Origin of the sequence: Candidatus Pedobacter colombiensis (assembly GCA_029202485.1) — a bacterium.
Classification (GTDB): Bacteria; Bacteroidota; Bacteroidia; order Sphingobacteriales; family Sphingobacteriaceae; genus Pedobacter; species Pedobacter colombiensis.
Map to the genome: position 1 here is coordinate 1,119,560 of CP119313.1, position 18,898 is coordinate 1,138,457.

General features: G+C 38.8%; 13 protein-coding genes. 8 read left to right on the plus strand and 5 right to left on the minus strand.

Annotated features, from left to right (window positions below; genetic code table 11):
* The first annotated feature begins 51 nt into the window (after positions 1-51).
* The 4 genes from P0Y49_04495 to mobC all read left to right on the plus strand — a co-directional run bounded on the left by P0Y49_04495 (position 52) and on the right by mobC (position 7,686).
* On the plus strand, positions 52-3,843 hold the full coding sequence (locus P0Y49_04495; GenBank protein ID WEK20396.1) for an SMEK domain-containing protein: 3,792 nt from the start codon (positions 52-54) through the stop codon (positions 3,841-3,843).
* 381 nt (positions 3,844-4,224) lie between these two features.
* Positions 4,225-4,779, plus strand: a complete 555-nt coding sequence (locus tag P0Y49_04500; protein WEK20397.1) for a BfmA/BtgA family mobilization protein — start codon at positions 4,225-4,227, stop codon at positions 4,777-4,779.
* 1 nt (position 4,780) lies between these two features.
* Positions 4,781-5,671: a DUF5712 family protein gene (locus P0Y49_04505; GenBank protein WEK20398.1), complete on the plus strand. Its 891-nt coding sequence runs from the start codon at positions 4,781-4,783 to the stop codon at positions 5,669-5,671.
* Positions 5,668-7,686, plus strand: coding sequence for a conjugal transfer protein MobC (mobC, locus tag P0Y49_04510; GenBank protein WEK20399.1), 2,019 nt, complete (start codon positions 5,668-5,670; stop codon positions 7,684-7,686). The genes P0Y49_04505 and mobC overlap by 4 nt, the downstream gene beginning before the upstream one ends.
* Positions 7,687-7,780: 94 nt before the next feature.
* Here the strand turns inward: mobC and P0Y49_04515 are convergent, their stop codons facing one another.
* The 3 genes from P0Y49_04515 to P0Y49_04525 form a co-directional block, all read right to left on the minus strand.
* Positions 7,781-8,530: a hypothetical protein gene (locus P0Y49_04515; GenBank protein WEK20400.1), complete on the minus strand. Its 750-nt coding sequence runs from the start codon at positions 8,528-8,530 to the stop codon at positions 7,781-7,783.
* A gap of 60 nt (positions 8,531-8,590) precedes the next feature.
* A complete protein-coding gene (locus tag P0Y49_04520) occupies positions 8,591-10,927 on the minus strand; it encodes a restriction endonuclease (GenBank protein ID WEK20401.1) in 2,337 nt (778 codons plus the stop codon).
* Positions 10,928-11,147: 220 nt separating this feature from the next.
* Positions 11,148-11,378, minus strand: coding sequence for a hypothetical protein (locus P0Y49_04525; protein ID WEK20402.1), 231 nt, complete (start codon positions 11,376-11,378; stop codon positions 11,148-11,150).
* Between the two features lie 153 nt (positions 11,379-11,531).
* Here P0Y49_04525 and P0Y49_04530 point away from each other — a divergent pair, with 153 nt between their 5' ends.
* Positions 11,532-11,927 carry a hypothetical protein gene (locus P0Y49_04530; protein WEK20403.1) on the plus strand — a complete coding sequence of 132 codons (396 nt, stop codon included), beginning with the start codon at positions 11,532-11,534 and terminating at the stop codon, positions 11,925-11,927.
* 34 nt (positions 11,928-11,961) lie between these two features.
* Here the strand turns inward: P0Y49_04530 and P0Y49_04535 are convergent, their stop codons facing one another.
* A complete protein-coding gene (locus P0Y49_04535) occupies positions 11,962-12,501 on the minus strand; it encodes a GNAT family N-acetyltransferase (protein WEK20404.1) in 540 nt (179 codons plus the stop codon).
* 33 nt (positions 12,502-12,534) lie between these two features.
* Positions 12,535-12,777: a helix-turn-helix transcriptional regulator gene (locus P0Y49_04540; GenBank protein WEK20405.1), complete on the minus strand. Its 243-nt coding sequence runs from the start codon at positions 12,775-12,777 to the stop codon at positions 12,535-12,537.
* Positions 12,778-13,363: 586 nt separating this feature from the next.
* Between P0Y49_04540 and P0Y49_04545 the strand changes: the two genes are divergently transcribed.
* From P0Y49_04545 to P0Y49_04555, 3 genes are all read left to right on the plus strand, one after another.
* The gene (locus P0Y49_04545; GenBank protein ID WEK20406.1) at positions 13,364-13,972 is read left to right on the plus strand and encodes an RNA polymerase sigma-70 factor; all 609 of its coding nucleotides are present in this window, start codon (positions 13,364-13,366) and stop codon (positions 13,970-13,972) included.
* A gap of 93 nt (positions 13,973-14,065) precedes the next feature.
* On the plus strand, positions 14,066-15,259 hold the full coding sequence (locus P0Y49_04550; protein WEK20407.1) for a DUF4974 domain-containing protein: 1,194 nt from the start codon (positions 14,066-14,068) through the stop codon (positions 15,257-15,259).
* A 266-nt stretch (positions 15,260-15,525) separates the two neighbouring features.
* Positions 15,526-18,897, plus strand: a complete 3,372-nt coding sequence (locus P0Y49_04555; protein ID WEK20408.1) for a SusC/RagA family TonB-linked outer membrane protein — start codon at positions 15,526-15,528, stop codon at positions 18,895-18,897.
* Position 18,898: the final 1 nt, after the last annotated feature.

Here is an 18,898-nt window from a genome sequence, read left to right on the forward strand (position 1 = left end):
ACTATCAAATCATTGGTAGTTGATCTTAACGCATGGTTTTACGCTCATTATATGAAACAATCTCATTTAGTACCTGTAATCAACGATTTACTAACCCAATCCTCAATCGAAGTTAGAGATAAGGGAAAACTAAAGCTTTATGATGTTAATGTAATATCAGAAGATGTGTTTGCTCCGATTCTAAGCATCTTTTTTGATGTCAAATTAGAGAATTTAAATAAGGAAAAATCTAACTTTCCTGGTATAGATCTTTCTAGCCAAGAGCATGAAACCATTGGGGATAAAAAAAAGCGCGTTGCTTTCCAAATTACCTCAACTAACTCTATAGCTAAAATAAAGAAAACGCTACAGATGTACGTTAAGCATGAGCTTTACAAGGAATTTGATCGCGTATACATATATAATTTAGATGAAAAGCAGAGTTCTTATCAGGCTTCGTCCCTTAAAGAGGTTGAAGGTATAATTGATGGTAAATTTGAATTTGACCTTACAAACAATGTGCTTGATCGGACGGATTTGCAAGCCATGCTTGGCTCTGTTAAAGATATTTCTAAGATAGAGCGGATTCATCGCTTACTTGAGGATCAGTATGTTTATAAAAAGAAGAGTCTTCTTTCTTTGGAAATTTGGGAGCGCGATGGGAAATTAGGCTATGGATTCTCGAATCTTATTGATAGTATAGATGCTACTACTTACAGTACGTTGATTGAAAATGGGATATCGGGTGATGCCAAGGAGCTATTAAAAATTCTTTTTGAGCGTTACAACAGCTCATTTAGTGCGAACTACGAAAAGAATAAACCGTTAAATTATCCAAATCTTGGCTTTAATACCTATTTAAAGGCTGGATTTCAACAGCTTGAAGATTCTTACAAAGAGGTATCTGATTTAGTTCCTTCTGATCTTTCCTCTGAAGAGCTTATGAAGAGCATTTCTAGTTCTATTGATGGCCTTCGTAAAAATCTAAATGAAAGTGATTTTCCGCTAGTCAATGATCCTATTAATCATCCTGCTATTCAATTTGTTAAAGCCACTGCACAGGATATTTTAAAGGATTCAGGACTTGATCCGGAGATTATCCAATCGTTTATTAAGGATTACAATCAGCATATAGCAAATACGGTAAAGGAGGTTTTTGGTCCGGAGAATTATGCTCAGCATATTGAAACGACTAAGGAAATGTGGATCAGAGAGAATGAAAAAGAACTCCTTTTACATCAAAAAAACTTGAATTGTTTGGGCTTTGTTGATGGTGAAGAACTGGAATACCAGGAAGCTTTCGGTACTTGGGTAGATGTCAGGAATTATGGAATGCATTACGAGGAAGATGGGGATAATCGACATGATAGATCTTATGATTATAACAAAAACTTTAATAGGGTCAGAAGGGGAGAGGAGGATTTAAAACCGGTCTCTGAAATGATTGATGAGTATTTTTTAGCTAGCTCAAAAAAGGCAGATGATTATCTAAATAATATTTTATTTATGATTGCAGATTTTGGAAAAGGAAAAACCAGTTTTCTTAAAAATTATGCATCTAATTTAGCTCAGTCATATCTTAAGACCCATCAAGGGTTATTTCCTGTTTACTTAAACCTTAATCAATACGACCGATATAGCAACTCCCCTACACTTGGCATTATAGCTAACTATCTAGCTAAAGTCTTCAAAATCGATATCAAATCGGACTATTTCCGTAAGAAAGAATATATATTCCTTATCGATTCACTGGATGAAAGTGGAGAGTTATCTGAAAGTCATATTGATAGGGTAGTAAAGGATATTCTGGAAATACAAAATTTAGATAGTATAAATCAGAGAAAAAATAGGGTTGTGGTTGCAACCAGGCCGATTGCTAAAGGCTTGAAAGAACAGATAAGTAAATATCGTCCCCATGAGATAAGTTTCCCTGATAATAAAGGTGTTTATTCTGAAATCACAGAGAATTATATCTCTTTTTATGGATTCAAACAGACACAATTTGATCAGTACATTGAATTTGCACTAAAAAAGTTTATCGTTAATAAAAATATTCAAACAAAGACTTTCAGTGGCTTATCCAAGAAAATACTTCAGTCAGTTGAAAGCGGTAAACCAATTGCGCTCTACGAGACATTACTCAATGATGTTCTAAAAGCTAGTGAACTCAGTAGGCCAATCTTCGCGTACATGATTTATAAATTGATTTCATCCAATACTGATTTTATTGATCTTGGCAAGGTTGGGGTTTACATCTCATTTCTTAATCAGCTGACTAAGGAAGCCAAACATAAGGATGATATAGCTCATAAGGTGAACATAAGGGAGGAGTTTACCTATCGTAATGTGCTACATGCCTCGGCAATTTTATGGCAGTACAAAAGACATAGCAATGAGCAAATTTCACTGACAAAGGCAGATATTTGTAGAACTATCGATGAAAGTGAAATTGATAGGGATGATAGAATAGTTTTATCAAAATTTGATGATATAGCATCCATACATTTCCTTTCACACTCTTATTTAGGAGAGAAGGAAAATACACTTCATTTTCAGCATCAGTCATTTGCAGAGATCCTCTTGGCGGAATATTATCTTAAGGTTTTTATTAAATATGCCATTGATGACGATACCGATGTTGAGGAGGCGAGTATCAGACTAAATATAGGAATTCCGACTGATCAAACTGTCTTGTTCCTAAGAGGATTAATTACTTTACTTAGAGAGTGCGTAGAAGGTGATCCTAAAAATCCTTCAATTTATAATAAACGTGAGCTGCTTATACCGCTTTTGGCTTCTATTGCTATAAAAAAACACAATAAAAAGTTGTATTCAACCAGACTCAATATTACTTGGTTCGAAAACCACGAAGAGGACCTTTATCGATCAAATAAACTTAGCAGCAGAATCGTTCAAGATTTCCCGATCAAATTAGCTACGCTTGAAAAAATACAAAGGCTCTGTGAGAAAATTATTGAATCTCCAATGAATTATAGTCTTGGTGAATTTTCAAGCCAAACCATTCTCTATAAAAATGAATTAATGGCTACCTCCGGAAGAGTGATAAATGTGAATATAGAAAAATGGTTTGCGCTGTTGACTGGAAATTTGGTAGCAAATGATATAGCCAATCGTATTTTTTTTAATACCAATGTTAAATTCTGGCATCTATTTAGAATGATTAAGAACTGGAATTTTGAAAAAGGACTTATCTCTAACTGGGGAGGAGATTTATTTAAAGGGATAAATATGAAGGATAATAGAAATTTTGTCAGTTATTCTCACCTTGTCCTTAATCATATTGACTTTTCATATTCTTACTTCTGCTCGTTGGAAATCGAGGACTCGGCCCTTAGATCCTGCAATTTTTCAAATTCAACTTTTGATATGGTCAGGATACAATCATCTGATATACAAAATACAAGATTCGATAACATTATTTTGAAGGATGTAGAGTCGCCAGAGGATGACCCCTTCTTCTATGGACCTTTTAGTCTAATGTTCTGTTTTATAAGTCAAGGTGTGATGTTTCCCCGGAAATTAAATAATATTTTACAAGGAAATAGCTCCGGAATTAGCAATTTTGGAGCTGAAGTAGCACATGTTATAGAATATTCACATGTTTTTGAAGATTTTGAGCATATCAGAGGATTATTTAAGGTGCTTATGTCCAAAGGTGTATCCCGAACAGTTATATTGTCTGCTTTTGTATTTATTGAAGATCCAGAACCTGGCGAAGAGACAGAGCTGCAAAGCCTTAGCTCCATGTTCAAGAGTTTGATTACTAGTGTCTTTATGGAAGTCGAACAAGAAAAAAAAGATAAAATAATTCTTCCCGCTATTGTAGACCTGTCTGTAAATTAATATCCCAATTCCAAGTTGCTGTTATTGAACTTGTTAATTGTGAGCGGAATTGCTGAAATGACAATGTGTACTTTAATTGTTTTTAACACTATCCTATTATGATGTTAATAGATAGTTTGTAGATACTCAATCTTTGTTGGCATATATAAAATGTCATGCAGGAGTTCTACCAGATTACCCCACCTTTACCGCAATGGTTTTGGTGTTTAGGAGCGTCCAATTTTCTTCAAAAAATTGGAGCAAGCGGAAATTGGGCAGCAGCCCTATTTAGTCCCTCAAGCTGCCGCAATGAGGGTTTGACTTATACTCCGGGTATAAGTTACCTGCACAGCAGGTACAAAAAAGCAAAAAAAAGTATAAGTCCACTTATAAGCTAATGATATGGCTACAAGGGACAACTACACCAAATCACTACGCTTTTCCGTAGAAACAGATGCCAAATTGGGTAAGCTGGCCATAAAATATGGCTACAGCAAATTCCAGTTCTTTAACCAGATGGTAGAATACTTTCACCGTACCAAAAAAGACCCCACAGACATCAACGATGAACTGTTGAAACGCACCTTAAGCCGTAACCATGACGCTTACACCAGCTTCATTAAAACACAAGAAAAGGTATTACTGATCCCCATGCATCAAAGTGTAGAACGAATGATCCGTAACCAGGAGCAGATCGTAAAATACTTCAATGAGCAGGTATTAAACGCCAATAAGGAACTATTGAAACAGCAGCAGGGACAAAATCAGAAGACCAAAGAAACCGATAACCAGCTGAAGCAAATCATCGGTCACCTGCAAAGCCGTAAAAAACTAAAAGAACAATTCCTATACCTATTTGAGACCTATGTTAAAAGCAGAGAGAACCTGGGCACCTTCAAAACCAGGGAGCGTGAAGAGCTAACCACACAAACACGTAAACAAATCCAGGAATTATAAAATGTATATTAACATCACCGACAGCGAAAAATCCAATAATAAAGGGAGCAGCGGAGAACTGGTGCATTACCTGGATAAAGAATGCCGCTTATTTCCTGATCTGGAAAAGGAGCATTGGTTTAATGGCAATGCGATCCAAATCCCATCTTATGAAGTGAAAAATGCGATTGATCATAATATTGCTAAACTGGCTAAAACGGAGGCTAAATTTTTCCTGATCAACATTAGTCCCAGTCAAAAAGAAATCACTTACCTAAAAGAAAAGCATGGGGAGTTAAATAAAAAAGCCTTTAAAGCTTATGCGGTTAAGGTGATGGATGAATATGCCAGGAACTTTAACCGTCAGGGTATCAATTCCCATAAAGATCTGTTGTGGTTTGCCAAATTGGAGAACCACCGGTATTACAGTCATAAGGATAAAGAGGTAAAAAACGGAGAAAAGAAAGTTGGTCAATTGAAGGATGGTGAGCAGATGCACATTCAGATCATTGTCAGTAGGAAGGATATTAGCAATAAGCTCAAGTTAAGCCCGATGAATAAATCAAAGGGCAGGAATAAAACACATTCCAGAAAGATGGGGGAGTTTAACCGTTCTGCTTTTAAGCATTCCGGAGAACGGGTGTTTGATCAGCTATTTGGATTTGAAAGACCGCTTAACCAGACTTATAAATATGCCAATGTGCAAAAGAATGGATCACTGGAGCAGCAGCTGGACCTGCAGAAGGAAGTTGATAAGGAAATATCCGGCCAGAAGGAACATGAAATGATGCAAGTGGATACCAGTTTATTGGATGTACTGTTTATGAAAGCGGATTACGATCCGGTCAGCAGTTTTAAAAAGAAAAAGAAGCGCAGGAATTCACAAAACAACGATCAGCACTTAACATTATGAATACAGGAGAGGACGCACAAGGTTTACGCAAGATCATTGACCTGACCAGACTGATTAGTTTAGTCATTTTGGCGATTCATTTTTACCTGGTTTGTTATCAGGCATTTTTGGAATGGGGAATCATGTCAGCTATTACCGATAAATTGTTCAGCAATATCGGTAAGATTGGTCTATTTAAAAGTTTGTTGTTACCCAAGTTGGCGGCTTTGCTTTTTTTAGCGGTTTCACTGATTGGGGTAAAAGGGCGAAAAGATGAAAAACAGCAGGTTAAGCCGATTGCGGCTTATCTGATTACCGGAATACTGTTATACTTTATCAGTATACTATGTTTATATCTGCAAGCTTCAAATCAGCTGATTGCCAGTTTGTATATTGGGATTACGATGACTGGTTACCTGTTAATGCTTTCTGGCGGCACCTTACTCTCCAGGTTGATTAAAGCGAATCTGAATACCGATGTATTTAATTCAGATAATGAGACCTTTCCCCAGGAAGAGCGGTTCATTGAAAATGATTTTTCCTTTAATCTGCCGACCAAGTATAAGCTAAAAGGGGAGGTCAGGGATGGCTGGATCAACTGCGTGAATATGTGCAGAAGTCTGCTTGTGGCGGGATCAGGTGGTGCTGGTAAGACGTATTTCGTGATCCGGCATGTGATCGATCAGCACCTGGAAAAAGGGGCGGCCATGTTTGTCTATGATTTTAAATTTGATGATTTGACCAGACTGACTTATAACAAGCTGCTGAAATACCAGGGGAATTATAAAGTAAAGCCGGCCTTTTACCTGATTAACTTTGAGGATCTGGAGCGTACCCACCGCTGTAATCCACTGGATCCAGAAACGATGCAGGACATTAGTGATGCGACAGAGGCCAGCCGTACCATTATGCTGGGGTTGAACAAAGACTGGATTAAAAAGACAGGTGATTTTTTTGTGGAGAGTGGGATTAATTTTGTTACGGCGGTGATCTGGTATTTGCGGAAATATCAGGATGGTAAATATTGTACACTGCCCCATGTGATTGAGCTGATGCAAACTGAGTATGACATGCTGTTTGCAGTAATGGATGAACAGCAGGAGGTGAGGACATTAATCAATCCTTTTATTTCGGCTTTGAAGCGTAAGGCGGGACCGCAACTGGAGGGGCAGATCGCCTCGGCGAAGATCGGGCTGGCCAGGCTGGCTTCACCGGCTTTGTATTATGTGTTGAGTGGGAATGATTTTACGCTGGACATCAATAATCCCGATGCGCCGAAGGTGGTTTGTATGGGTAACAATCCGCAAAAAACGGATGTTTATGGTGCTGTTCTTTCCTTATATGTGAATACGATGCTCAAGCTGATCAATAAGAAAGGAAAGCTCAAGTCCAGTTTGATCTTTGATGAATATGCGACTTTATTTGCGAATTTAATTGCTACGATTAGTACCGGAAGAAGTCAGCTGATTTCCTGTACGCTTGGAATTCAGTCGATTGAGCAGCTAAAGAAGGAGTATGGGGCGGAGCAGGCGGAAATTATTGTTGGAATATGTGCCAATTTGATTTGCGGGCAGGTGAGCGGGGATAGTGCTAAAAAGTTTTCGGAGACTTTTGGTAAGATTATGCAGGACAGGCAGAGTATGAGTATCAATAGTTCTGACGTGTCGGTTTCTAAGTCTACGCAGATGGATTATGCGATCCCGGCTTCTAAGATTGCGACACTTTCTTCGGGGGAATTTGTGGGTATTGTTGCTGATAGTCCGGATCAGAGGATTGCTTTAAAGATGTTTCATGGGGAGATTCAGAATGATCATGAGGGTATTGCGCAGGAGGAGGCTGGGTTTGTGCCGATTCCTAAGGTTGCTCATGTGAGTTATGGGGATGTGATGGAGAATTATATTCGGATTAAGTATGAGGTGGAGACTTTGGTGAAATCGGAAGCTGAACGAATTTTGAAGAAGTATGGGAAGCCAGAGGAGGCTAAAATGGATGGCGATAAACCGGCTGGTGAGGGGCAGCAGGCCTTGGTGCTGTAGGTTGCTTTTGTTTTTTGTCTGGGCGTTTGGTGTGGGTTAGGTCTTGACTATTTCACATACTCTTTGCTAGCCTTTTGTCATTTTGAATTCCATCTTATATTTCTATTTTTTTCTGACCGTTACTATCAGCTACAATATTAAACTGTTTAGATGCCCATTCGAATTTCATATGTGCATTTGATCCAATTGGTAATTCTAATCCTTTTACTAAAATTTCTCTAAGCTTATGATAGTGGAAATAAGAGCTGCCTTCATCTTCGCCATATCGGTCATTGTAGTCGCTAAAATAATTAATATAGGAATTATTTTCATCCAAAGCTTTGCAGTTCTTTTTAATAAAATCTATCTCCCAGTCTTCGTACCCTTCATTTCCGATACCAGGAAAATGTTTTACTATATCTAACAGCTCATTATTAAACTTAATAATTGGTAATATTTCGTTTGCTTCAGTCTGATAGGCCTCAACAAAAGCACTGCCAAATAGGGTTGTACCATTATGAAACATATTTCCTGCTGTTATAGCGCCTCTGCATAAAAATCCATGTCGAATAAGTGTATGTATTGCTAAGGCACAATCTGAAATCATATAATAGATCCCCCCACGTTCCTGGATTAACCTAGAAATCACCAAACTATCTGACACTTGAACTATTTGCGTATCTGCTCCTAAGTACCTGTCAGCATTGATGTCATCCTCATCCTTAGGTCTTATAAAAGTATCTTTCAGTTCAGTTAAAGTATTTAGTATTCGTAAATATTCATCTTCATTATCATCGCTTTTATCGATAGCATTCTTGAATCCGAGAATATCAATGAATGCAACAACCCTTGTTTCGTATCCCATAGTGTATTTAGATCTTTAAGTGCGGTAATTTTAATTTAATAATACAGAAGCAAATTAGCATTATCTATCAAATAGGTCCTCAATAGCTGCTTGAAAGTCGTCACCTCTACCGGTCTCTCTTAAACTATGAAAGTGATCATCATCATCATCGTAATAATCATGATTTGACACAATCTCTTGCAATATGCCAGCTTCGTCTATGTCAAGATCGTTAGAAAAGGAGTCATAAAAGTCAGATAATCCACATTCATCAATAAAGGATATGTAATCATCCCAGAATCTGTCACTAATAATGGTTTCTGCACTTCCAGGAAAGCCATCATGGTAATGTTCTAAAATTTCCTGTGTTTTTGATGAAAAATCGATTTCTTTTTTGATCTCTTCAAAACAAAAAGAGATTGACTCTTCTACAACAGCTTTGTTTTCTTCAACTCTTATATAATCCTCTAAAATCTGATCATATAATTTGAAAATTAGAAGAACTTTTTTAAAATCATCGGTATCTCTGACGCCGGAATATAGCAAATTGATATAGCTATGCCAAGACTTCAAAATAAATCCCTTACAATTGGGAAGTATTATACAATATTCAATTAAAGTAGATAATTCTAAGAACTGATTATGAGCACTATCTTCCAGGAGTATTTCCCGTAAACACTCTAGAACAATGTTTTCAGTAACCTGATCTTTAAAATAGGTAACGTAAATATATCCTAAGTCATTGCAAAGCTTTTCGTGTGGTTTAGGAATTAATTGAGTAGCATTTTTTACAAATTCTGAATAGTATTTGTGTTTTTCTTGAATTGTAAGAATAATGCCGTCTTTTTTTTTAGGGTTAAAAAATGTGGTGAGTTGCTTTGTATACTTAATTCCACAAAAAATTCTCCATTTTTCTTTATGATTAGCTTTAATATAGTTTAATAAAAAATCTCCGACGGAAGGATTTATAAAACTAAAACTATTGATGCCTGTATCAGAGTCGATTGTGCTTTTTATGAGGCCATCCATAAGTTTTTTTATTGCTCCGTTAAAAGCATCATGTTCAAGTTTAAAACCATGGTGATCAATCTCAAATTTATATCTTTGATCAAAGGCAGTTTCTAATGTTGGCATATCGATGTTATATCCGCCTAAACTTAATAACGTTGTCAGTACAAATCGGTCAACATCATTTAGTTGCTTCTCATAAGCATCTTTCCATATTTCTTCGGGATTGTCAAGATTATGGAAGATAAAATCATGTAAATTTTTAATGCTGCTATTTTTGAAATTATGACTTTGAGTGATAAATTCAATTAGCCTGGGAGCATAATTTTTGTGTTCAATTATTTTTAAATAACTTTTATCCTTCATCATTACACTATAAAGCTCTTCTGTAATATTTGATTGAAAAAGATGATTATAAAGTATCTGTGCCTTATTGAGTAAATTGTAGTCATCAATTTTTAATTCATATTTAGAAATTGATGAAAGTTTCTGTCTTCTAAATTTATCATAAGCATAATTTGCTTGATTTAGGATTGTTGTCCTGGTAGTTAAAATTAAATACTTGTTTTTTAAGGCTTTTATTCGCTCTATGAAATTGACAACTACAGATTCTGTATTTTTTGGGTTTGTAAGTTCATATATATTAGATCCGAGGAAGTCATCAAAAAATATAATTTGTTTCTTTTCAGGATCTGGACTAATTAATTCCCCGGCATCTTTCAAAGTATCATCAACATGAATAAGTTCGAAGCCTTTTGCTAGAAGATTACATATTAGTAAATAAGCAATTGTGGTTTTGCCAACACCAGGATCTCCAGAAATGATTAAAAAATTATTCTCTTTAAGTTTATCGACAGCTTCCTCAAAGTTGCTGGTGTGAACGTATAGTCCAACTTTCTGAATGATTTTCTCTTGATAGAATTCTGATCTTCCTTTGATTCCGTTATGTAGTATTCTTTGCAAAACTGAAGTACTGGTAATCCATAGCTTATAGAATTTCTCTTCAATACTTTTATTCTGGCTTAATAAAGATGCGATTTGATCCGCCCCGTATATATCGTTAGAATTTTTTACAAGAGGACTTAACTCTTTGAGCAAGGTGTCAGTTTCAGAAGGATTTAAGCCTAGAGATGTTGCTATAATATACCGCTCTGGTTTTGGATCCAATTTTGCCATGTTTGGTTTTTCAACATGGATTAACTTATGTTTTAAATCTGAAAATTTAGAATTTGTATAATGCTTTGCCTGAATTACTATTTCATTGTTTTTTATTGCTGAGAACCTTAAGTCTATACCTTTATCCTTCCCTTTTTTAAAGTTTTGTAGTCTAACTCCTAGCTCTATTTCAAGGAGATCTTTACACAGCTCTTCAAATTCTTTATCATTAAGTACACTTAGGTTATAATTCATTTCTATGGCGTTAATTTTATGAAACCCGATTTTTTCCCTAATTGCTAAGTTATAATTTTTGTTGAAGAATAATAAGCCTTTAAAGTTCAGGTGCCAATGAGCCTGGCTCCTGAGATTTTCATCGCCTGTGCTTATGTTGAATCCAGTAGAGGAGGAATAAAGTCGAAACAGAATTAAAACTAAAATCCTTTAAGACAAAGTGAGCTGCCTATTGTATTGCTTAAGTATAAATCACTTCAAAGCTACCATAAGATGCCATTTCAGCCGAGTGGTGTACTCTGAGGTTGAGTTTCATTTTTTCAATTAACTCCTTGGCAAAAGTGATGCTGCTATGCAAATCATGCATGCCGCGGATTTCAATACCCCTGGCCAGCATTTTAAATTTTTGAGGGTCAAATTTTTCTATAAATTTTTGAAGATCGGTAGTGGTATTCGCTGCTGTTTTTTTCATAGGGTAGGTTTCTAATGGTAGATGTAGGGTAAATGCATTTGAATTGCTTTCACAAAACTAATGGTTTAATTTTAAAATACTAATATTTTTAGTAATTTATTTTTGAATTACCAATGTGTTTAGCCTAGCTTTGTAAGGTTAAAACATTGGGTGATGCAAAGAACAGGATATACACATGACGGCTATTTGTGGCAGCTGGAATACCGGGATACGCTTAAACTGCTGGAGGAAAAGATCATATTGTTTTTAAGGCTGAATGAAAAACTGCGCAATAATATTCAAAACAAAAGCCGTTTTGTCAGCAATAAGGTGGAGTTTGTTGAGTTTAACTTGCTGGAGTTTGCTGAGGGCTACAGGGCAAAGTTCATTGATCCGGATATGGAAAAGTATTGTCTCCGGTTTATGGAACTGCTAAAGCCTGTTTTGACTGGTTTTGTAAAGGAGATCGGTTATTCAGCAAATAGCTTCCGTTTTCGTTTTAGGTACGGAGGAAGGGTATTTGAGAAGGGTATGGGGATTACAATTCCAAAGGAATCCGGAGAGGAATAGGTTTTGGTATTTCTGGTCTAAACTAGGCTGGTACTCATGCCGTTTCATACAGATCTTGCAGTGCATCAAACCTGGCTTTGTAGGTAAAGTTTGCTTTTTCCAGTACACGTTTTGCAGCTATGTTTTTTCGGTTGACTACTGCGCCTATGCTTTCAATGCCTTGGTTTAGGATGGCATCTACTACTGCTGGCAGAATCTCGGTCATGATGTAGCATCCGGTAGCGGAGCTGCTGAGGTAGAATTCGATAAAGTAAGGGTAGGCTTTGATGTTGTAAAATTCCCTGGCCATTTCCGGGGAGATGATGTCAATCAGGCCAATGACTTTATCTAGTTTTTTGTCGTGGATAAAATGGATATGGTTTCTTCCAGAGTGTGAGCCCAATATCATGGTTTGAAGAAAAGTTTCTGCTTCTTTGAGATTGTTGATTCTTTTGGCTGGTAAGTATTTCAGGGTTCTGTCGTCGGAGAGGATGGTGTAAATATCTGCGACTAGCTGATCGTATTTTTGTAGGTCTTCTGAGCGGAAAGGGTGGATGAGCAGGTGATCATTTTCAAAAGCAATGGGTTTGAGCATATATAGTATCCGGTTTTTAAGGAAAATGCTTATTTACCTGAGTGCCTTTTCTGGCATAAAGTCCTTAGGAGACAATCCAAAATGATCTGCCAGTTTGTTAATGTGGTTCACATTGTATTTCGCTCTCTTATTTGGATTTTCAATGTTAGCAACAAAAGATTGTCCGACACCGATTACGAAACCAATGTCTGCCTGGTTAAGGCCATTATCCATCCTTAACTTTGTAACAAAATCTACGATATACTGCTCTATTGGTGTTAAAAGTGACTCTTTCATAAATCACCACTAAGCAATGCAAAAGATTTTTTGCATATATGACACAGGTGTCATATATTTGATTTATTGTAAACATAAGGTTAATGGATTAAAATAGTTGTGAATAAAATAAAGTTTCCTCATTAAGAGGTATTAATTCAAAGAGTCTCGTCGCGATAAGTTTGACAGCCATGACGCGAGGCAGTAAGAACTAATGCCCATATCAACTTAAAGTGTATATCTTTGCGCTTAAGACAGGTATGGGCCTTACTGTAAATCCATGTCTTGGCTGTCAACTAAGAAGCGGTGGTAAGTAGGGCCCTGCCTGTCTTACCATAAAACTAGGCTCGCATAAATCAGCGAGATATGAAAATTGATACATCAATCGATATCCATTCTATATTAGATTTTTTTGAAAATTTTTTAAAATTTCAAAAACGTCGGTTCCGCTATCGTTTTCGATCTTACCAAATGGTCAATTTCGAGAGTAGCGATTTTGTGAATTGACCACCCTTGGATAATTTCAAATAATAATTTGAATATTGCGTGATAATGTATTTTTAGGTAAATTTAAAATAGCTGTAATGCAGTGCATTAAGTTGGGAAAATGGGAAAAGCAATACATAGACTGATCAACGAAGCTGAACTCTTTGCAGGGGTAGCGATGGGTGATGAACATTGCTTTGAAGTAATCTATAATCACTATGCCCAGCGTCTGTTTCCTTTTGTAGATAAGAAGGTTCGTTCGCGGAGTCTGACCGAAGAAATCATTCAGGACATTTTTGTGCAGTTGTGGATCAACCGCCATTTGCTGGAGAATGTTCAGTACCCTACAACGTACCTTTTTAACATTGCAGCCAATAAGACCCTTGCCTATTTAAGGAAAATTTCCAATAACCAGAAGCTGGTAGATAAAATGGCTTCGGCTTTTCCGGATTATACCAATGAGACAGAGGAGCAACTGATAGTAGAGGAGAGCGCCAGGGTCATTGAGCTTGCGGTATCGCAATTACCGGAACAACGCCGCCTGATCTGGGAGCTGAGCCGCAATGAGGGGCTTAGCCATAAACAGATTGCAGAAAGGCTTGGAATTTCTTCAAGTACGGTGAACAATCAGCTTGGTCATGCGATGCAGCATGTACGTGAAGTGCTGGACAAACGCGCAAATCTGCTGACCTTATCAATAATTATTTTGCTGTCAGACAGCAAGTTGTGATTTATTTTTTTTACTGAATAGTTATACTTCCTTTTAGGATACTCTTATCCATAAACATTAGGATAATAATCAGTTAACAATAAATACATCATAATGGCCGAAAATCCATCTCATATTGAAATTTTATACCGCAGGTTCAGTAATGCGGAAGCCTCTGAAGAGGAAGTGAGGGAAATGTTTCGCTTGATAGCACGGCGACAAGATGATCCTGAGCTAATCAGTTTACTGGAAGCTGAACTGGAAATGAGCAATCTTGAAGATGATGAGCCTGAAAGAAGGGCGCTGGTATTGCGTAAGATCAAAAAAGTGATTGCAGTTATTGATGGTAAACCGGGAAGACCGGTAGGAAAAAGAAATTTTAAATGGCCGCTGATTATCGCTGCGGCTTCTGTAGTTGGGGTACTAAGTATCGGACTTTATTTTTATACCTCTCAGTGGAGATCGAATGTTCAGATAACAGAAATTGCTGATCAGGCTGGTATCAGGCCAGGTAAACAAGGAGCTACACTGATTTTGGCAAATGGAAAAAAAATTACACTGGCGGATGCACAAAACGGGGAGTTGGCTAAAGAGGCCGGGGTGGTAATTTCTAAAACTGCTGATGGCCAAGTAGTCTATGAGATCCTGAAACAAGTTCAGGATGACGCTAACAAAATGAATACATTAACCACTGCCAAAGGGGAAACCTACCAGTTACGCTTGCCTGATGGTTCTTTGGTATGGCTGAATGCAGCGTCAAGCCTGACTTATCCTGCCAGTCTCAATGAAGGCGGACTGCGGAAAGTAACACTTGAGGGGGAAGCATATTTTGAGATCGCGAAAGATAAGGCGCATCCCTTTGTAGTGGAAAGCAGAAAGCAGCGGGTAACGGTATTGGGGACCCATTTTAATGTAAATGCCTATGCAGATGAGCCGGTGATTAAAACGACTTTGCTGGAAGGAAGTGTGCGGGTTTCTGAGGGGACGGCAACGCAGTTACTTGTTCCCGGTTGTGAGGCGGTAAATGCTGCTGATGGTAAAATTGTACTGAACAGGGTGGATACGGAGCTGGCGGTGGCCTGGAAGGATAACAATTTTGTGTTTGCAAATGAGCGGATTGAAACGGTGATGAAAATGCTGGAACGCTGGTATGATGTGCAGGTGGTTTACCAGGGGGAAATGCCTCAGGAGAAATTTAGGGGAGCGGTTTCCCGCTTTGACAATATTGCCAAAGTGCTCAACATATTACAGTCTACGGGAAGTGTCCGGTTTAAAATTGAAGGGAAGAAAATTTACGTTTCAAAGTAATCAATTGAAATGTTCATATCATTAACGCTTTTATCTCCTATTGAAATAGAGTTAACAGGATTATTCATTTAAATGTAACAGGATGATAAAAGAAATACGAGTCTGATGTTAAAGCTTATGGGCTGGGGAAGTGGTTCATAAGAAAAACAAAACCGGGGATGTTTGCGCATTCCCGGTTTAATCCAGCTTCCGTTAAATAAATCAACTAAAGCTCAGCTGCCCAGAACTTCGAAGCAAAAGGCATGCTGATAAACTGAACAAGGCAAATGTATAAAAAGTATTCCATAAAACGTGGTGTACCAGAAAGGTGCATCCATAAAATCCTGCTAATTATGCGATTAACCACCGTCATATTGATAGCGTCCCTAATGCAAGTCAGCGCTGCTGGCCTTGCACAGAAAGTCACTTTGTCTAAATCCAATGCAGAGCTGGAGCTGGTTTTAAAAGAACTGCGCAGGCAAACGGGATTTAATTTTGTGTACACTGATTTACAAATCAGTAAGTCAAAACCTGTAAATATTAATGTAAAAGAGGTTCCGCTAGAACTGGTACTGGATGAGGTATTTAAAGACCAGCCGCTTGTATTCGCAATAGACAGTAAGACGGTGATCATCAAAGAAAAGAAAAAATCCTACCTGGAAACGGTCATTGCCCGGTTTCAGGCGATAGATGTGCGGGGCCGTGTAGTAGACACGCTGGGCAATGGCCTTGCCGGGGCCAATGTGCGGGTAAAGAATGGTAAGGGGGCGGTAGTGACTTCGGCCAATGGTGATTTTTACTTGCCCAAGGTGGATGAAGGAGCCGTGCTGGTGATTTCTTACCTGGGCTATTTAACTAGGGAAGTGGCAGTGAACAAAGACTTTAACAATATTGTGCTGAACCAGAGCAGCTCAGCCTTGGATGTGGTAGAGATCCAGGCTTATACCAGCACCACTAAGCGTTTGAGTTTAGCGAATATTGCGACGGTGAAAGCAGAAGATATTGTCAAATCACCGGTACAGAATGTGCTGTTGGCGATACAGGGAAGGGTACCGGGGATTGTGATCACACAGCAAAATGGTTATGCGGGGAGTGGGGTTAAGGTACAGATACAGGGCCAAAATAGCATTGATAATGGCAATGATCCCTTATACGTGATAGACGGGGTGCCTTATTTTTCAGATTTGAGCAATGGCGATATTGGCAATCAATTAATTGGGGGTGCTAAACCCTTAAATTTTATAGACCCCTTAAGTATTGAATCCATAGACATTTTAAAAGATGCTGCAGCTACGTCCATTTATGGCTCCCGTGCGGCCAATGGGGCTATTCTTATCACCACTAAAAAAGGTAAGGCAGGTGCATCTAAAATAGACCTGAACCTGCAGCAGGGCATAGGCCAGGTAAGCCGCAAGGCCGATCTACTGAATACACAGCAATACTTGGCCATGAGGAAAGAGGCTTTTAAAAATGACGGACTCCCTGTACCCAATAGCAGCACAATCCCGGATCCCTCTAATTATGACCTGACGGTATACGATCAGGACCGGTATACCGACTGGCAGAAGGTTTTGGTCGGTGGTACTGCACATTACACCAGTTTAAACGGCAACATTTCCGGGGGCAGTGGTAATACCACTTTCCTTTTGGGAGGAACCTATAAGCGGCAAACAGCCGTGATACCGGATGATTTTGCAGACCAGAACGGCAGTTTACTGCTCAACCTGGGCAATACCTCGGCCAATCAGCGTTTCCGGATCAATTTTTCGGCAGGTTACCAGCTGGATGACAATAATATTATAAATAGGAATTTAATGAATGATGCCCTTCATTTAGTGCCGAATGCTCCCGCGCTGTATACGGCTGATGGCAAACTGAACTGGGAACCGATTCAATCGGGAATCAATACCATCTCAACCTGGTTTAACCCACTTCGTTATCTGAACAGTAAATTTGTTTCGAAGACATCGGGGCTGAACAGCAATTTGAGCCTGGGTTATGAATTGATGGAAGGTTTAACGCTGAAAACCGTCTTTGGCTATACCCGTTTAAATTCAGAAAATAAATTATTAAACTACCAAGAGGTTACCCCACCGGAATATAGGAATGTATATAGTAGGAGTTCAATATTCAGTTACAACAGCAACCAGAGTTATTCTATTTCGCCCCAGCTGAGCTATAAAGGACAAGTTGGAAAAGGGCTGCTCAGTTTGCTGATTGCTGCAGAACTCCAGGGAAATAAAACTTTTGGCCAGCAATTGACAGGGTATGGATACAGCAGCGACCTGATACTGGAGAACATCAGTGCGGCTCCTTTTAAATTTGCATCTACTACGGCTGCGAGTCAATACCGCTACAATGCGCTTTTTGGGGTGGCCGGTTACAATTGGCAGGACCAGTACCTGGCTGAACTGAGCATCCGCCGGGATGGTAGTTCGCGTTTTGGTGCAGAAAACCAGTTTCACAATTTTGGCAATTTAGCTATAGGCTGGGTATTCAGCAAGGCGGAATTCCTGAAAAATAGCTTAAGCTGGTTAAGTTTTGGCAAACTAAGGGCCAGTTATGGGACCACTGGTAATGACGGGATAGGAAATTACCGGTTTTTGTCTGCTTATGAAAGTGTTTCTGCAGCAGTACCCTACCAGGGAATTGTAAGTTCTTATCCCAGCAGAATATCCAATCCTTATTTGCAATGGGAAGAAACCAGGAAATTGAATGTAGGGCTGGATCTTGGCTTTGCCAAAGACAGGGTTTTGATAAATGTAAACTTTTATCGGAACCGGAGCAGCAACCAGTTGCTCAGTTATGCCTTGCCGGCAACTGCCGGCTTTGGAGGGGTAGACCTGAACTTCCCGGCAGTGGTACAGAATTCAGGTATAGAGCTGGAACTGAACACAGTCAATATCCAAAGCCGTGCTTTTACCTGGAGCAGTTCCTTTAACCTCAGCATCCCCCGGAATAAACTGATTGCCTTTCCAGATCTGGAAACCTCGAGCTATGCAAATCAGCTGGTGGTTGGGCAGCGGCTGTCTGTAAAGTCAGGGTTATACGTTCCTTATGAAGGAGTCGACCCAGCTACTGGTTTATACCGCTTTCGCAAAGCGGATGGCTCCTTGAGTTCGGGTAACCTTTCTTATCCTGAAGATTATACCGGTGTGGCAAATCTGGATCCCCGGTTTTATGGTGGGCTGAGCAATACTTTGCGCTATAAAGGATGGAGCCTGTATTTTTTGTTGAGTTTTAATAAACAAACTAAAATAGGAGGGACGACTGGAGGGTTTTTATCTCCTGGATTCTCTGGTGGTGATGGACAGGGCAATCAATGGGTTGATGCGCTGAACAATCCCTGGAGAGCTAGGGGCGATCAAGCAGAGACCAGGAAGTATGGTACGGCTCCGTTTCCTGATGATTATGTTCTCCTAGGAGTTAGTAGTAAATTCGTTCAGGATGCATCTTTTATCCGGCTTAGGAATGTTTCTCTATCCTGTCAGTTTCCAAAGCCTTGGATGGACAAGCTGCGTATACAACAGGCAAGGATCTTTATGCAGGGGCAGAACCTGCTGACCATTACGCGCTATAAGGGCCTTGATCCTGAAACCGGTGATTCGGCATTGCCCCCGCTCCGGCTGATGACCATGGGCGTTCAATTAACCTTTTAAA

Bases quoted from the DNA above. Each gene is read 5' to 3' on its own strand.
- P0Y49_04495 (WEK20396.1), top strand. From the start codon at position 52: ATGAAACAATCTCATTTAGTACCTGTAATCAACGATTTACTAACCCAA.
- P0Y49_04500 (WEK20397.1), top strand. From the start codon at position 4,225: ATGGCTACAAGGGACAACTACACCAAATCACTACGCTTTTCCGTAGAA.
- P0Y49_04505 (WEK20398.1), top strand. From the start codon at position 4,781: ATGTATATTAACATCACCGACAGCGAAAAATCCAATAATAAAGGGAGC.
- mobC (WEK20399.1), top strand. From the start codon at position 5,668: ATGAATACAGGAGAGGACGCACAAGGTTTACGCAAGATCATTGACCTG.
- P0Y49_04515 (WEK20400.1), bottom strand. From the start codon at position 8,530: ATGGGATACGAAACAAGGGTTGTTGCATTCATTGATATTCTCGGATTC.
- P0Y49_04520 (WEK20401.1), bottom strand. From the start codon at position 10,927: ATGAATTATAACCTAAGTGTACTTAATGATAAAGAATTTGAAGAGCTG.
- P0Y49_04525 (WEK20402.1), bottom strand. From the start codon at position 11,378: ATGAAAAAAACAGCAGCGAATACCACTACCGATCTTCAAAAATTTATA.
- P0Y49_04530 (WEK20403.1), top strand. From the start codon at position 11,532: ATGCAAAGAACAGGATATACACATGACGGCTATTTGTGGCAGCTGGAA.
- P0Y49_04535 (WEK20404.1), bottom strand. From the start codon at position 12,501: ATGCTCAAACCCATTGCTTTTGAAAATGATCACCTGCTCATCCACCCT.
- P0Y49_04540 (WEK20405.1), bottom strand. From the start codon at position 12,777: ATGAAAGAGTCACTTTTAACACCAATAGAGCAGTATATCGTAGATTTT.
- P0Y49_04545 (WEK20406.1), top strand. From the start codon at position 13,364: ATGGGAAAAGCAATACATAGACTGATCAACGAAGCTGAACTCTTTGCA.
- P0Y49_04550 (WEK20407.1), top strand. From the start codon at position 14,066: ATGGCCGAAAATCCATCTCATATTGAAATTTTATACCGCAGGTTCAGT.
- P0Y49_04555 (WEK20408.1), top strand. From the start codon at position 15,526: ATGTATAAAAAGTATTCCATAAAACGTGGTGTACCAGAAAGGTGCATC.